Origin of the sequence: Streptomyces sp. NPDC005574, from assembly GCF_040605435.1 — a bacterium.
Classification (GTDB): domain Bacteria; phylum Actinomycetota; class Actinomycetes; order Streptomycetales; family Streptomycetaceae; genus Streptomyces.
Genome location: NZ_JBEXCW010000032.1, coordinates 79,150 through 93,707 on the forward strand (window position 1 = coordinate 79,150; position 14,558 = coordinate 93,707).

Here is a 14,558-nt window from a genome sequence, read left to right on the forward strand (position 1 = left end):
AGGGACCCTTTAGGGGTCTCCTACGGCGGCTCGTGACACACTCTCCTCCGCGATGGACATATCCGGGACCCACCTCAGAGCCGTACGCGCGGCGCTGTTCACGGCATGCGTCGTGACCCTCAGCACCGCGTCGCACGTGCTGCTGTCGCGGGCCCCGCTCCCGCTGAACACGGTGGCGGTGATCGCCGCCGCCGTGTTCGCCGTCACGTACGCCCTCGCCGGCCGCGAGCGCGGCTTCGGGCGGATCGCCGCCCTGCTGATCCCGCTGGAGCTGGCCGCCGACACGGTCTTCACCACCGGCCAGCACGTCTGCTACGGCCGCGCGGGCGGCCCGGTCGCCGGCCCGCTGCGCTCCGTCGGCCTCGACCTGCTGTGCGGCGACGGCACCGGCGTGGGCAGCCCGCTGGCCCGCGTGACCGGCACCGACACCGACCGGCTCGCGAGCCTGCTGGCGCACGCCGACCCGGCCACCGCCTGGCTGCTGCTGGGCGCGCACCTGTGCGTGGGGCTGCTGGCCGCCGCCTGGCTGCGCCGCGGCGAGCGGGCGCTGGCCCAGGTGCTGCGCGCGATGGCCGCGACCACCTTCCGGCCGCTGCTGCTGGCGGTCGCCGCCGGAACGGTCCGGACGGCTCCCGCGGTACGCCGGCTCGCGCGTCCCGGCCGTCGTACGACCGCCGTCCGCGACCGGATCCTCGTCCACTCCCTGGGACGCCGTGGACCGCCGTGCTCGGTCGCCTTTCTCTGAAAGCACCTGAGTACCTGTAGTCCCCCCATACGTATCCCGCACACGAGGTGTGCGTGTCCCCCATGGAGATCACCAAGATGAGCAAGCGGAACAGCCAGGCGTCGAAGTCGGCGGCCCGTGAGCGGCTGCGGCTGGAGCGCGAGCGTCAGGCCAAGCGCTCCAAGGTCAAGCGGCAGGTCCTCGTCGCCTGTTCGGTGGTCGGCGTCCTGGCGCTGGCCGGCGGCATAGGTTACGCCGTCGTCCAGGCCAACAAGCCCAGTTACTGGGAGTCCCAGAAGGACGACAAGGTCGTCGCCCCGGCCAACACCACCGGCACCGACGGCACCACGGTGGTCATCGGCAAGAGCACCGCGAAGAAGACCCTCAAGGTGTACGAGGACCCGCGCTGCCCGGTCTGCGCCCAGTTCGAGCAGACCGTCGGCTCGACGGTGCAGAAGGACATCGACGGCGGCAAGTTCAAGATCCAGTACATCGGCGGCACCTTCATCGACGGCGACTCGCTCGGCAAGGGCCGGATCGGCTCGCGCGGCGAGGGCTCCAAGAACGCGATGAGCGCCCTCGGCGCCGCGCTGAACGTGAGCCCCGAGGCGTTCCTCCAGTACAAGACCGCCCTCTACTCGGCGAAGTACCACCCCGAGGAGACGGACGACAAGTTCAAGAGCGACGACTACCTCATCAAGGTCGCGAACACGGTCTCCGCGCTGAAGAACGACAAGGCGTTCCAGAACGCCGTCACGAGCGGCAAGTACGACGCCTGGGCGCTGGCCATGTCCAAGACGTTCGACACCAACAAGGACGGTGTGACGGGCACCCCGAGCTTCGTCATGAACGGCAAGATCATCTCGACCTCCGACGGCAACCCCCCGATGACGGTGGCGGACTTCACCTCGCTGGTCGACGCGGCGCTCAAGGCCTGACCCACCGCACCGCCCGTCCCGGGAACCTCCGGGGGGACCGGCAGAGGAAGAGCGGGCGAACTTTTGCGAGTTCGCCCGCTCTTCTGCATACCGATCAGTAACCTGATCGGTCGTGACCAGTCGATACAGATCATCCGAGAGCGCCCCCGAGGCGCCCGAGAGCACCAACTCGCTGTCGCCGCGCCGCCGTACGGTCGTCAAGGCCGCGGCCGCCACCGCGGTGCTGGCCGGACCGCTCGCCGCCGCCCTGCCCGCGCGCGCGGCCGCCGACGCCCCCGCCTTCCTGCACGGCGTCGCCTCCGGCGACCCGCTGCCCGACGGCGTCCTGCTGTGGACCCGGGTGACGCCCGTCCCCGAGGCGACCCCCGGCTCCGGTCTCGGCCCCGACGTGGAGGTCGCCTGGACCGTCGCCACGGACAAGGCGTTCACCACCGTCGTCGCCCACGGCTCCCTCACCGCGACCGCCGCCTCCGACCACACCGTCAAGGCGGACATCCGCGGCCTGGCCCCCGCCACCGACTACTGGTTCCGCTTCACCGCCGGGGACACCGTCTCCCCGGCCGCCCGCACCCGCACCGCGCCCGCCGCCGACGCCGCCGTCACCGGGCTGCGCTTCGGCGTGGTCTCCTGCGCCAACTGGGAGGCCGGCTACTTCTCCTCGTACCGCCATCTCGCGGCCCGCGGCGACCTGGACGCCTGGCTTCACCTCGGCGACTACATCTACGAGTACGGCACCGGCGAGTACGGCACGCGCGGCACCGTCGTACGGCCGCACGCGCCGGCCCACGAGATCCTCAGCCTCGCCGACTACCGCACCCGGCACGGCCGTTACAAGACCGACCCCGACCTCCAGGCCCTGCACGCCGTGGCGCCGGTCATCGCGATCTGGGACGACCACGAGTTCGCCAACGACACCTGGTCGGGCGGCGCCGAGAACCACACCGAGGCCACCGAGGGCGCCTGGCCGGCACGTCAGGCCGCCGCCAAGCAGGCCTACTTCGAGTGGATGCCGGTCCGCCCGGCCATCGCCGGCACCACCTACCGGCGGCTGCGCTTCGGAAAGCTCGCCGACCTGTCGCTGCTCGACCTGCGTTCCTTCCGCTCGCAGCAGGTCGCCACCGGCAACGGCTCGGTCGACGACCCGGAGCGCACGATCACCGGCCGCGCCCAGCTCGACTGGCTGAAGGCCGGGCTGAGGGCGTCCGACACCACCTGGCGGCTGGTCGGCAACTCGGTGATGATCTCACCGTTCGCGATCGGCTCGCTCTCCGCCGACCTGCTGAAGCCGCTCAGCAAGCTGCTGGGCCTGCCGCAGGAGGGCCTCGCCCTCAACACCGACCAGTGGGACGGCTACACCGACGACCGCCGGGAGCTGCTCGCCCACCTGCGCGCCAACGCGATTCGCAACACCGTCTTCCTGACCGGCGACATCCACATGGCCTGGGCCAACGACGTACCGCTGGACGCCGGTACGTATCCGCTGTCCGACTCGGCCGCCACGGAGTTCGTCGTCACCTCGGTCACCTCCGACAACCTCGACGACCTGGCGAAGGTCCCCGAGGGCGTGGTGTCGGCGCTCGCCGCGCCCGTCATCCGGGCCGCCAACCGGCATGTGCACTGGGTCGACACCGACCGCCACGGCTACGGCGTGCTCGACATCACCACCACCCGCGCGCAGATGGACTACTACGTGGTGTCCGACCGCACGAAGCCGTCCGCGACCTCCGCCTGGTCGCGCTCCTACCGCACGCTCAGCGGCACGCAGAAGATGGAGCGCACCTACGACCCGGTGTGACCCTCCGCCAGCGCGTCGAGGAAGCCGAGGGCCACCCGCCAGGTGGCCTCGGCGGCCTCCGCGTCGTAGTCCGGCAGGTCGGGGTCGGTGTACAGGTGGCCGGCCCCGGCGTACCGGTAGACCTCGACGTCGGCGCCCGCTCTGCCCATCTGGAGGTACCAGGCGGTGAGCCAGTCGTCGGTCTCGAACGGGTCCGGCTCGGCCACGTGCAGCTGCACCGGCAGCTCGTCCACGGCCGCGCCGGCCGCGATGTCCGAGGTGCCGTGCAGAAGCAGCAGCCCGCGGGCCCGGTCGTCGCCCAGCGCGAGGGTCTGCGCGACGGACGCGCCGAGCGAGAACCCGGCGTACACCAGCCCGCGAGGCGAGTAGGGCGCGGCGGCCAGGACGGCCCGCTTCAGCACCTCGTCCTTGCCGATCGACTCGTTGAAGGCCATGCCCTCCTCGACCGTCTCGAACGTTCGTCCCTCGAAGAGGTCCGGCGTCCACACCTCGTGCCCGGCGGCGCGCAGCCGCTCCGCCGCCGCGCGCACCGCGGGCCGCAGGCCATAGGTCGAGTGAAAGAGCATGATGTTCATGAGGCCATGGTGCCAGCCGGGTACGACAGCCGCGGCGACCGCCCGTACCCACAATCGCGCGGAGATCACAGGTTCGTCCCCCTCCCGGGCCGGTTAGGTTCGAGGGCATGGAGAACGTACTTCGACCCCTGATCGTGGTCGGCGGGTCGGTGCTGCTCACGCTGCTCATCGGCTGGGCCACCGACCGCCTGCTGCGCAAGGCCGACGCGCGCGACCGTGACACGCCCCTGTGGGAGCTGCTGCGGCGCGGCCGCATCCCCTACCAGCTCGTGCTCTGCGCGGCCATGCTCAGAGGGTCCTACGACGAGGCGAACCTGCTGGAGCAGCACCGGACCGGTATCGGCCGGGCGCTCACCCTCGTCCTGATCGGGGCCGCCGCCTGGCTGGTGATCCGGATCGCCGCGGCGATCGTCGAGACGTCCTACAGCCGGTACGCGCGCGTCCACCGCGACGTGGGCCGGGTCCGGCGGGTCCGCACCCAGGTCTCGCTGATCATGCGGGTCGTCTCCGCGATCGTCGGTGTCGTCGCCGTGGCGGCGATGCTGCTGACGTTCCCGGCGATGCGGGCGGCGGGGGCCTCTCTGCTGGCCTCGGCCGGCATCATCGGCATCGTCGCCGGTGTCGCCGCCCAGTCCACGCTGGGCAACATGTTCGCCGGGTTCCAGATCGCGTTCGGCGACATGGTGCGCATCGGCGACACCGTCGTGGTCGACGGCGAGTGGGGCACGGTCGAGGAGATCACGCTCACCTTCCTGACCGTGCGGACCTGGGACGAGCGCCGCATCACGATGCCCGTGTCGTACTTCACATCGAAGCCGTTCGAGAACTGGTCGCGCGGCGGTTCCCAGATGACCGGCACCGTCTACTGGTACCTCGACCACGCGGCGCCGATCGACCTGATGCGGGACAAGCTCCGCGACATCCTGCGCGCGTCCCCGGCCTGGGACGGCCGCGCCTACGGGCTGGACGTCACCGACACGACCCCCAACACGCTCCAGGTGCGGGCCCTGGTCACCGCCAAGGACGCGGACGACATCTGGACGGCCCGGGTCACCGTCCGCGAGCAGATGCTCCGCTGGCTGACCGACCACCACCCCTACGCGCTGCCGCGGGTCAACACGGCGGAAGCGGCGGTACCGCCGGGCCGGACCGGCGGCGGCCGCAAGGCCCACGACGGCGTACCCGCGCCCCGCGCCTACGAGACCCCGAGCGCGAGCCGCGGCTGAGCGATCGCCGCGAGGGGTCTCCTCGGGGACCGGAACGGTTCCGGTGCCCGGGTGGGCCGCCGGGTTCGGCACCGCCGACGTCGGCGGCCCGGCCCGGCGGCGACTTCGCCGGGTTCGCGCGGCGGCGACCCCGGCCGGCCGGCGCGGCAGGCCCCGGCGGCGATTTCGCTGGTCCGGCCCGGCGGCGACCTCAGTCGGCCGCCGCGGCCCCCGCCCTTCCCGCCTCTCCGTGACCTGATCCGGCTTCCCCCGCGCGGCCGGGTCCTGCTGGGTCGACCGTCTGGTCTCGGCGGTGTACTGCTCTCCCGTCCGCCGCGAACGGGCCTGGCAGGCCTCTCCGCGTCCCCCCAGCCGTCGGGCGCCGATCCGCCCCTCAGCGAAGGCTGCGGACGTCCAGGTGGCGCAGGACCCGGTCCACCACCTCGGGGTCGGCGCCGGGTTCGCTGCGCGCCGCCAGCACCTCGTGCCGTGCCGCGCTCAGCATCTCCCCCTGGATGCGGCGCAGCCGCTTGAGCCGGCGCACCCGTTGCTCGTGCGCCTCGCGCCGCTCGTCCTCTCCCATGTCCGGGCTGATCCGCAGCCCGATGTCGAAGGCCCGCCGCACCATCTGCTCGGACAGTTCCTCGGGCAGGTCCTCGTCCTTCTCGATCTCCCGCAGCCGCCGTTTCGCGGCCTTCGCCGCCCGGACGGCGAGCATCCGCTCGAAGTCCTTCTCCCGCTCGGTGTCGGCCCGCACCCCGAGCCGTTTCACCAGCCACGGCAGGGTCAGCCCCTGGAGCACCAGCGTCGCCATGATCACCCCGAACGCGATGAACACGATCTCGTCCCGGTCGGGGAACGGCGACCCGTCGTCGGTCTTCAGCGGGACGGCGAGGGCCAGCGCCACCGAGGCCACGCCCCGCATCCCCGACCACCACATGACGACGGTCTCCCGCCAGCCCATCGGGATGTCCTCGTCGTAGTCCCGGCGCGCGTGCAGCCGCTTGGTCAGCCAGGTCGCCGGCAGCAGCCACAGCAGCCGTACGAGCACCACCACGCCCACGATCGCCGCCGCCCACCCGAGCATCTCGCACCAGCGCCCGGAGGCCGTCCGGATCGCGTTGTGCAGTTCCAGGCCGATGAGGCCGAAGGCGACCCCGGTGACGAGGGTGTCGACGATGTCCCAGAACGTGTGCCCCGCCAGCCGGGTCAGCACGTCGTCGGGGTCGGTGGCGTACTCGGCGAGGAACAGCGCGGTGGTGAGCACCGCGAGCACCCCGGAGCCGTGGAACTCCTCCGCCAGCACATAGGCGGCGTAGGGCATCAGCAGTGTCAGGCCGATCTGCAGGGTCGGGTCGCCCACGATGTCCATCAGCCGGTTGGTGCCCCAGCCCAGCACCAGTCCGACCGCCACCGCGACCACACCGGAGAGCACCAGGTCGAGCCCGGCCCGCCAGGGCGAGAAGCTGCCGCTGACGGCCGCGGCGATCGCCACGTGGTACAGCACGATGGCCGTCACGTCGTTGAACAGGCCCTCGCCCTCCAGGATGGACAGCAGCCGGCGCGGCAGTCCGAGCTGCCCGGCGACGGCGGTCGCCGCGACCGGGTCGGGCGGCGCGACCAGCGCCCCGAGCGCCACGGCGGCGGCGATCGGCAGCCCGGGCACCACCGCGTGCGCCACCACGGCCACGCACAGGGTGGTCACGAACACCAGCGCCACGGCCAGCAGCAGGATGGGCCGCAGATTGGCCGTGAACTGCCGCCAGGACGTGCGCCGTACGGCCGCGTAGAGCAGCGGCGGCAGCAGCGCGGGCAGGATCAGGTCCGGCGGGATGTCGACGTTCGGCACGAAATCGAGCAGCGCGAGGACGATCCCGAGAAGGGTCATCAGGACGGGCGACGGCAGCCCGATACGGTCTCCGGCCGGGACGCTCACCACGGCCCCGAGCAACAGCACGAACAACAGGGCCAACTGATCCACGGTCAGCGCTCCGGCGGGATCTCGACGTTCACACAGCGGACTTCAAGCCTGCCACGCCGCCCCGCACTCGACCCGGGCGCCCCTCCGGCCACGGACGCGCCGGATGCCGCACGGAGGCGTCCGCGACCCGCCGCCCGGCGGGCGCCGCGCCCTCGCTACAGAACGCGCCGCATCGCCCGGTGCGGGATACCCGCGTCCGGGAACTCCGGCCCGTACGCCACGTAGTCCAGCCGCTCGTAGAAGCCCAGCGCGTGGGTCTGCGCGTGCAGATCCACCGCCGCCAGGCCCAGCGCGCGTGCAGCGTCCTCGACGGCCCGCACCAGCGCGGCCCCGACGCCCAGCCCGCGCGCCTCCCGGGTCACGGCGAGCCGCCCCAGCGACCCCACGGCCGGGTCGCCGCCGGTCTTCGCCGCGGCGGCCTGCCCGTGCAGCAGCCGCCCGGTGCCGAGGGCCGTGCCGTCCTCCCGCACCGCCAGCACGTGCAGGGCGCCGGCGTCGTACGTGTCGTACTCCAGGTCCTCGGGGACGCCCTGCTCGGCGACGAAGACCTCCTTGCGCACGGCGAAACACGCCTCCCGGTCCGCGGGACGCCCGGCGACCCGAACCGAGAACGACGGCAGGCTCACGCGTACGTCTCCTCGCGGACCTGGTCCAGGGCCTTCTGCAGGTCGGCGGGGTACTCGCTGGCGAACTCGACCCACTCGCCGGTCCCCGGGTGCTCGAAGCCGAGCCGTACGGCGTGCAGCCACTGGCGGGTCAGGTGCAGCCGCTTGGCGAGCGTCGGGTCGGCGCCGTAGGTCAGGTCGCCGACGCACGGGTGCCGGTGGGCGGCCATGTGGACGCGGATCTGGTGGGTGCGGCCGGTCTCCAGTTTCACGTCGAGCAGGGACGCCGCACGGAACGCCTCGATCAGGTCGTAGTGCGTGACCGACGGCTTGCCCTCGGCCGTGACCGCCCACTTGTAGTCGTGCTGGGGGTGGCGGCCGATCGGCGCGTCGATGGTGCCGCTGGTCGGGTCCGGGTGGCCCTGGACGAGCGTGTGGTACCGCTTGTCGACCGTACGCTCCTTGAACTGGCGCTTGAGCGAGGTGTACGCGCGCTCCGACTTGGCGACCGTCATCAGGCCCGAGGTGCCCACGTCGAGGCGGTGCACGATGCCCTGGCGCTCGGCGGCGCCCGAGGTCGAGACGCGGTACCCGGCGGCGGCGAGCCCGCCGATGACGGTGGGCCCGCTCCAGCCGGGGCTGGGGTGCGCGGCGACGCCGACCGGCTTGACGATCACGACCACGTCGTCGTCGTCGTACACGATCTCCATGCCCTCGACGGGCTCCGCGACGACCTGCACCGGCGCGGGTGCCTGCGGCATCTCCACCTCGAGCCAGGCCCCGCCGTGCACCCGCTCCGACTTGCCCACCACCGAGCCGTCGACCGAGACCTTCCCCGCCGCGGCGAGTTCGGCGGCCTTCGTACGGGAGAAGCCGAACATGCGGGAGATGGCGGCGTCGACACGCTCGCCCTCCAGGCCGTCGGGCACGGGCAGGGTACGGATCTCGGGAACGGTGCTCACCCGTCGAGTATGCCGGACGGGTCGGACACCGCCGTACGGCAGCCCGCGTGCTCAGTCCTTGTGCACGGTCCCGTCGGGGTCCAGGCCCCGGAAGGACAGCAGCACGATCAGGATGCCGCCGCAGACGATCGCCGAGTCGGCGAGGTTGAAGACGGCGAAATGCTTGGGCGCGATGAAGTCGACGACCGCGCCCTCGAAGACGCCGGGCGAGCGGAAGATCCGGTCGGTGAGGTTGCCGAGCGCGCCGCCGAGGAGCAGACCGAGCGCGATCGCCCAGGGCAGGCTGTACAGCTTGCGCGCCAGCCGGGCGATCACCACGATCACGGCCGCCGCGATCAGCGTGAAGATCACCGTGAAGGCCTCGCCGAACCCGAAGGCCGCGCCCGCGTTGCGGATCGCCTCGAACTTCAGCCAGTCCCCGGCGATCTCGATCGGCGCGTGGTGCTCGAGCCTCGCCACCACCATCAGCTTGCTGACGAGGTCGAGAACGTACGCGAAGGCGGCCACCGCGAACAGCACGGCGATACGACGCCTGCCCCGCGGCCGTCCGGCCTCGCCCTGCTCCGGACCGGACGCGGCCGCCTCCGGAGTGTCCGGCGTACCGATGATGCGCTCCGCCTCTGCCACGTGAGTCCCTCGACCTAGGTGCCTGACTGAGGACGAGGGTACGGCACGCCTCCCGGGACGCACGTGCTCAGGAGGCGTACGGCGGCCGATCGGCCCGGCTCAGTACCGGCGCTCCTGCTTCTGCTTGCACTCGACGCACAGCGTGGCCCGCGGGAAGGCCAGCATCCGGGCCTTGCCGACGGGGTTGCCGCAGTTCTCGCACAGGCCGTAGGTGCCCGCGTCCAGCAGTTCCAGCGCGTGCCCGGTCTGCAGCAGCATCTCGCGCGCGTTGGCCGCCAGGGCCATCTCGTGCTCGCGTGTGATGTTCTTGGTGCCGGTGTCCGCCTGGTCGTCGCCCGCGCCGTCCCCGGAGTCCCGCATCAGGCCGGCGACGGCCCGCTCGGAGGACGTGATCTCGTCGCGCAGCCGCTGCTCCTCGGACAGCAGCTCCGTGCGCGCCTCCGCCACCTCCTGCGGGGTCCAGGGGTCCTCACCCGGGCGTACCGCGAGGTCGCCCGGCTCGGCGGCCGCCACCCTCGTCTTCGGTACCGCCGTCTTCGCCGCTGTGGCCGTGCCAGGAGTCTTCTTCGCAACCACCGTCGTGGCTCCCGTCTGCTCCGCGGCCTCGGCCGCGCCCGCCTTCTTGGCCCTGCTCTTCTTGGCCGCACTCTTCGTGGTGCTCTTGGTGGGGCCGCCCGCTTCGGCGGCACCCTTCGCGGCAGTGCTCCTGTGGGCGGCCGCCTTCTTCGGCGCCGTCTTTCCCGGCTCCGTCTTCTCCGGCCGGGTCCTGCCCGGCTGCGTGCGTCTCGACTCCGTGCGTTTCGACTCCGTCCGCTTCGCCACGGCCCTGCCGGCCGCCGCCGTACCGCTGTCCGACTCCGCCCCCGCCTCCCGGGGCTCCGGTCTGCCGGCCGTGTCCGCCCCGACGGCGTCCTCCGGGGCCGTGGACCTCGCTCCGGTCGCCTTCCGGCCGGCTCTCCTCGCGCCGGCGGGCTCCCGCGCGGCGGCCTTCCCGGCGACGCCCTGCGGGCCGGCCGCCCCGGTGGAGGCCGCTTGCGCAGGGGCCGCCTTCCCGGTCGCCGACTTCGCCGTGGCCGTCTTCGCCGTCGCCGCCTTCTTCGTCGCCCCCTTCGCCTCCGCGCCCACCGTCTTCACGGCAGGGGCCGGGTGCCCGGCGGGCGCCCCCTGGGTGCTCTTCTTCCCGCTCGGGTCCTTGGCCGCACCACCGGAGGCCCTGGTGTTCGTGGACCTGCCGGACGCCGACTGCTGAACGGCGGACTTCTTCGCCACCATGGCCGCGGCCCCTTCACACATTGTGATCTTGCTCGCGAATCGTGCTGGGACGATAAATCGACTCGAGTCCCGCGGCAACGGGGCACACCGCCCGATTCGCCCGCCCCGCGGAAGCCGCGCGGCAAACCTGCATCCGTTGTGCCCAGCTCCCCGCCGGGTAATCCGCCGCGGCCGCCGCAGCGGAACCCGGACCCCCGCACCTCGGCATTCGGGTCAGCCCCGGCCGTGGCGGGGCCGCTGGCGCGGCGGCCGGTAATCCGGTCGATGGCCGCGCCGGGGGCGCCGTACACTGGGCGGAGCGAAAAGCGTGGATGGGGACGAGTAGCGGCGTACGCAGCCCAGAGCGACCCGGGGACGGTGGAAGCCCGGGGGCGTGCACGACGCGAAGATCACCCCGGAGCCGCCGGAAGAAAGCCGCAGCCCCCGGGCCGCGGCCGGTAGAACCGGTATCGCGACCCCAATGAGGGGGCTCGCCGGTGTGCACCGCACACCAGGGAGCCAAGGAGGGTGGTACCGCGGGAGCGCGCCGCAGACGGCGCACGCACAGCTCTCGTCCCTCCGGACGGAAGGCAGCAAGTCCGCCGGAGGAAGCCCGCTGATGACAACGCCGACGTACCGCCAGGTGCCCGCACAGGTCGACCTGCCCGCGCTCGAGCACGCGGTGCTCGACTTCTGGCGCGAGCAGAAGATCTTCGCCAAGAGCCTGGAGCAGTCCGAGGGCCGCCCCGAGTGGGTCTTCTACGAGGGCCCGCCCACCGCCAACGGCATGCCCGGCGCCCACCACATCGAAGCACGCGTCTTCAAGGACGTCTTCCCCCGCTTCCGCACCATGCGCGGCTACCACGTGGCCCGCAAGGCCGGCTGGGACTGCCACGGCCTGCCGGTGGAGCTGGCGGTGGAGAAGGAGCTCGGCTTCTCCGGCAAGCAGGACATCGAGGCGTACGGCATCGCCGAGTTCAACGCGAAGTGCCGCGAGTCCGTGACCCGGCACACCGACGCCTTCGAGGAGCTCACGACCCGCATGGGGTACTGGGCGGACCTCAAGGACCCCTACCGGACCATGGACCCGGAGTACATCGAGTCCGTCTGGTGGTCGCTCAAGGAGATCTTCAACAAGGGCCTGCTGACCCAGGACCACCGCGTCGCCCCGTGGTGCCCGCGCTGCGGCACCGGCCTGTCCGACCACGAACTGGCGCAGGGCTACGAGACGGTCGTCGACCCGTCCGTGTACGTCCGTTTCCCGCTCACCTCCGGTCCGCTCGCCGGTGAGGCGGCGCTCCTCGTGTGGACGACGACGCCCTGGACGCTGGTGTCCAACACGGCCGTCGCCGCCCACCCCGGGGTCACCTACGTCGTCGCGACGGACGGCGAGGAGAAGCTCGTCGTCGCCGAGCCGCTCGTCGGGAAGTCGCTCGGCGAGGGCTGGGAGACCACCGGTGAGACCTTCACCGGTGCCGAGATGGAGCGCTGGACCTATCAACGTCCATTCGAGCTCGTGGAGTTCCCGGCACCGGCCCACTACGTGGTCAACGCCGAGTACGTCACCACCGAGGACGGCACGGGCCTGGTCCACCAGTCCCCCGCCTTCGGTGAGGACGACCTCAAGGTGTGCCGCGCCTACGGCCTGCCGGTCGTGAACCCGGTCCGCCCGGACGGCACCTTCGAGGAGGACGTCCCGCTGGTCGGCGGTGTCTTCTTCAAGAAGGCGGACGAACAGCTCACCGCGGACCTCCAGCAGCGCGGCCTCCTGTTCAAGCACATCCCGTACGAGCACAGTTACCCGCACTGCTGGCGCTGCCACACCGCGCTGCTCTACTACGCGCAGCCGTCGTGGTACATCCGCACCACTGCCGTCAAGGACCGTCTCCTCCAGGAGAACGAGAAGACCAACTGGTTCCCGGACACCGTCAAGCACGGCCGCTTCGGCGACTGGCTGAACAACAACATCGACTGGGCGCTGTCCCGCAGCCGTTACTGGGGCACCCCGCTGCCGATCTGGCGCTGCGCGGAGGACCACCTCACCGTCGTCGGTTCCCGCGCCGAACTCGGCGAACTGACCGGCACCGACCAGTCGCAGCTCGACCCGCACCGCCCCTACATCGACGCCGTCACCTTCGCCTGCCCGCAGGACGGCTGCGGTGAGAGCGCCACGCGCGTGCCGGAGGTCATCGACGCCTGGTACGACTCGGGTTCCATGCCGTTCGCGCAGTGGGGCTACCCGTACAAGAACAAGGAACTCTTCGAGTCCCGCTACCCGGCGCAGTTCATCTCCGAGGCCATCGACCAGACCCGCGGCTGGTTCTACACGCTGATGGCGGTCGGCACGCTGGTCTTCGACAAGTCGTCGTACGAGAACGTCGTGTGCCTGGGCCACATCCTCGCCGAGGACGGCCGCAAGATGTCCAAGCACCTGGGCAACATCCTGCAGCCGATCCCGCTGATGGACCAGCACGGCGCCGACGCCGTCCGCTGGTTCATGGCGGCCGGCGGTTCCCCGTGGGCGGCCCGCCGGGTGGGCCACAGCACGATCCAGGAGGTGGTGCGCAAGACCCTGCTCACCTACTGGAACACCGTCGCCTTCCAGGCCCTGTACGCGCGCACCTCCGACTGGGCCCCCAGCGAGGCCGACCCGGCGCCCGCCGACCGGCCGGTCCTGGACCGCTGGCTGCTCTCCGAACTCCACGCGCTCACCGACCAGGTGACGCGGTCTCTGGAGTCCTACGACACCCAGCGCGCCGGCAAGCTGCTGTCGGCGTTCGTCGACGACCTGTCCAACTGGTACGTACGCCGGTCCCGCCGCCGCTTCTGGCAGGGCGACAAGGCGGCCCTGCGCACCCTGCACGAGGTCGTCGAGACGGTGACGAAGCTGATGGCTCCGCTGACCCCGTTCATCACCGAGCGGGTCTGGCAGGACCTGGTCGTCCCGGTGACCCCGGGCGCCCCGGAGTCGGTGCACCTGGCGTCCTGGCCGGAGGCGGACCTGTCCGCGATCGACCCCGAACTGTCCCGGCAGATGGTGCTGGTGCGCCGGCTCGTGGAGCTGGGCCGCGCCACCCGCGCGGAGTCGGGCGTCAAGACCCGTCAGCCCCTGCGGCGCGCCCTCGTGGCGGCGACCGGCTTCGAGTCCCTGGCCCGCGAACTGCACGCGCAGATCACGGAGGAGCTGAACGTCGAGTCCCTCGCGTCCCTGTCGGAGGTCGGCGGCTCCCTCGTCGACACCACCGCGAAGGCCAACTTCCGCGCGCTGGGCAAGCGGTTCGGCAAGCGCGTCCAGGACGTCGCCAAGGCCGTCGCCCACGCGGACGCTGCCGCGCTGTCGCTGGCGCTGCGCGAGGGCACGGCGTCGGTGGAGGTCGACGGCGAGACGGTCACGCTCGCCCCGGACGAGGTCATCATCACCGAGACCCCGCGCGAGGGCTGGTCGGTCGCCTCCGACTCCGGTGCCACGGTCGCGCTCGACCTGGAGATCACGGAGGAACTCCGGCAGGCGGGCCTGGCCCGGGACGCGATCCGGATGATCCAGGAGGCCCGCAAGAACAGCGGCCTGGACGTGGCCGACCGCATCGCGCTGCGCTGGACCTCGACGGACCCGGCGGTCATCGCCGCCCTGAGCGAGCACGCCGAGCTGATCGCGGACGAGGTCCTCGCCACGGACTTCGCCCAGGGCGAGGCGGACGACTCCTACGGCCCCGCGTTCACCGACGAGGGCCTGTCCCTGACGTTCCGTCTGCGCAAGGCGTAGGTCGTCCCGGCTCACGCGCCGACGGCCCGGCCCCGCGACGAAACCCGTCCACTCGCCGAGCGACCCCGACGGCACCGTCCAGTCCAAGTTCAAGTCCGCGGCGATCGGCCCGTCGTACTTGAGCCAGCCGTC

The 14,558-nt window shown here is 72.0% G+C and carries 11 protein-coding genes; 5 read left to right on the forward strand and 6 right to left on the reverse strand.

Translation table 11 applies throughout. The features are described 5' to 3' along the window. Positions 1-52: 52 nt before the first annotated feature. From ABZT03_RS21735 to ABZT03_RS21745, 3 genes are all read left to right on the forward strand, one after another. Positions 53-745, forward strand: a complete 693-nt coding sequence (locus tag ABZT03_RS21735) for a hypothetical protein (protein ID WP_356041661.1) — start codon at positions 53-55, stop codon at positions 743-745. A gap of 77 nt (positions 746-822) precedes the next feature. Further along, positions 823-1,662 carry a thioredoxin domain-containing protein gene (locus ABZT03_RS21740; protein WP_356041686.1) on the forward strand — a complete coding sequence of 280 codons (840 nt, stop codon included), beginning with the start codon at positions 823-825 and terminating at the stop codon, positions 1,660-1,662. A 112-nt stretch (positions 1,663-1,774) separates the two neighbouring features. After that, entirely contained in the window at positions 1,775-3,457 is a 1,683-nt protein-coding gene (locus ABZT03_RS21745; protein WP_356041663.1) for an alkaline phosphatase D family protein, read from the forward strand. Here ABZT03_RS21745 and ABZT03_RS21750 read toward each other — a convergent pair. Further along, positions 3,442-4,032: a dienelactone hydrolase family protein gene (locus ABZT03_RS21750; RefSeq protein WP_356041665.1), complete on the reverse strand. Its 591-nt coding sequence runs from the start codon at positions 4,030-4,032 to the stop codon at positions 3,442-3,444. The two genes, ABZT03_RS21745 and ABZT03_RS21750, sit on opposite strands and share 16 nt — an antisense overlap. A 107-nt stretch (positions 4,033-4,139) precedes the next feature. On the opposite strand from ABZT03_RS21750, the gene ABZT03_RS21755 reads away from it, so the two are divergent. Then, positions 4,140-5,258 carry a mechanosensitive ion channel domain-containing protein gene (locus ABZT03_RS21755; RefSeq protein WP_356041667.1) on the forward strand — a complete coding sequence of 373 codons (1,119 nt, stop codon included), beginning with the start codon at positions 4,140-4,142 and terminating at the stop codon, positions 5,256-5,258. Between the two features lie 373 nt (positions 5,259-5,631). Here ABZT03_RS21755 and ABZT03_RS21760 read toward each other — a convergent pair whose 3' ends face one another. From ABZT03_RS21760 to ABZT03_RS21780, 5 genes are all read right to left on the reverse strand, one after another. Then, positions 5,632-7,218: a Na+/H+ antiporter gene (locus tag ABZT03_RS21760; RefSeq protein WP_356041669.1), complete on the reverse strand. Its 1,587-nt coding sequence runs from the start codon at positions 7,216-7,218 to the stop codon at positions 5,632-5,634. A gap of 155 nt (positions 7,219-7,373) precedes the next feature. Then, a complete protein-coding gene (locus ABZT03_RS21765; RefSeq protein WP_356041671.1) occupies positions 7,374-7,844 on the reverse strand; it encodes a GNAT family N-acetyltransferase in 471 nt (156 codons plus the stop codon). Further along, on the reverse strand, positions 7,841-8,785 hold the full coding sequence (locus tag ABZT03_RS21770; protein ID WP_356041673.1) for an RluA family pseudouridine synthase: 945 nt from the start codon (positions 8,783-8,785) through the stop codon (positions 7,841-7,843). Before ABZT03_RS21770 ends, ABZT03_RS21765 begins: the two co-directional genes overlap by 4 nt. Before the next feature lie 51 nt (positions 8,786-8,836). Beyond that, on the reverse strand, positions 8,837-9,412 hold the full coding sequence (gene lspA / locus ABZT03_RS21775; RefSeq protein WP_356041675.1) for a signal peptidase II: 576 nt from the start codon (positions 9,410-9,412) through the stop codon (positions 8,837-8,839). Positions 9,413-9,511: 99 nt separating this feature from the next. Next, positions 9,512-10,684 (reverse strand): TraR/DksA C4-type zinc finger protein, encoded by a 1,173-nt coding sequence (locus ABZT03_RS21780; RefSeq protein WP_356041676.1) that lies wholly within the window; start codon positions 10,682-10,684, stop codon positions 9,512-9,514. Between the two features lie 598 nt (positions 10,685-11,282). Here ABZT03_RS21780 and ileS point away from each other — a divergent pair. Then, positions 11,283-14,426: an isoleucine--tRNA ligase gene (gene ileS / locus ABZT03_RS21785; protein ID WP_356041678.1), complete on the forward strand. Its 3,144-nt coding sequence runs from the start codon at positions 11,283-11,285 to the stop codon at positions 14,424-14,426. Positions 14,427-14,558: the final 132 nt, after the last annotated feature.

Coding starts and splice junctions, on each gene's coding strand:
- ABZT03_RS21735 (WP_356041661.1), top strand. CDS start 53: ATGGACATATCCGGGACCCACCTCAGAGCCGTACGCGCGGCGCTGTTC.
- ABZT03_RS21740 (WP_356041686.1), top strand. CDS start 823: ATGAGCAAGCGGAACAGCCAGGCGTCGAAGTCGGCGGCCCGTGAGCGG.
- ABZT03_RS21750 (WP_356041665.1), bottom strand. CDS start 4,032: ATGAACATCATGCTCTTTCACTCGACCTATGGCCTGCGGCCCGCGGTG.
- ABZT03_RS21755 (WP_356041667.1), top strand. CDS start 4,140: ATGGAGAACGTACTTCGACCCCTGATCGTGGTCGGCGGGTCGGTGCTG.
- ABZT03_RS21780 (WP_356041676.1), bottom strand. CDS start 10,684: ATGGTGGCGAAGAAGTCCGCCGTTCAGCAGTCGGCGTCCGGCAGGTCC.
- ileS (WP_356041678.1), top strand. CDS start 11,283: ATGACAACGCCGACGTACCGCCAGGTGCCCGCACAGGTCGACCTGCCC.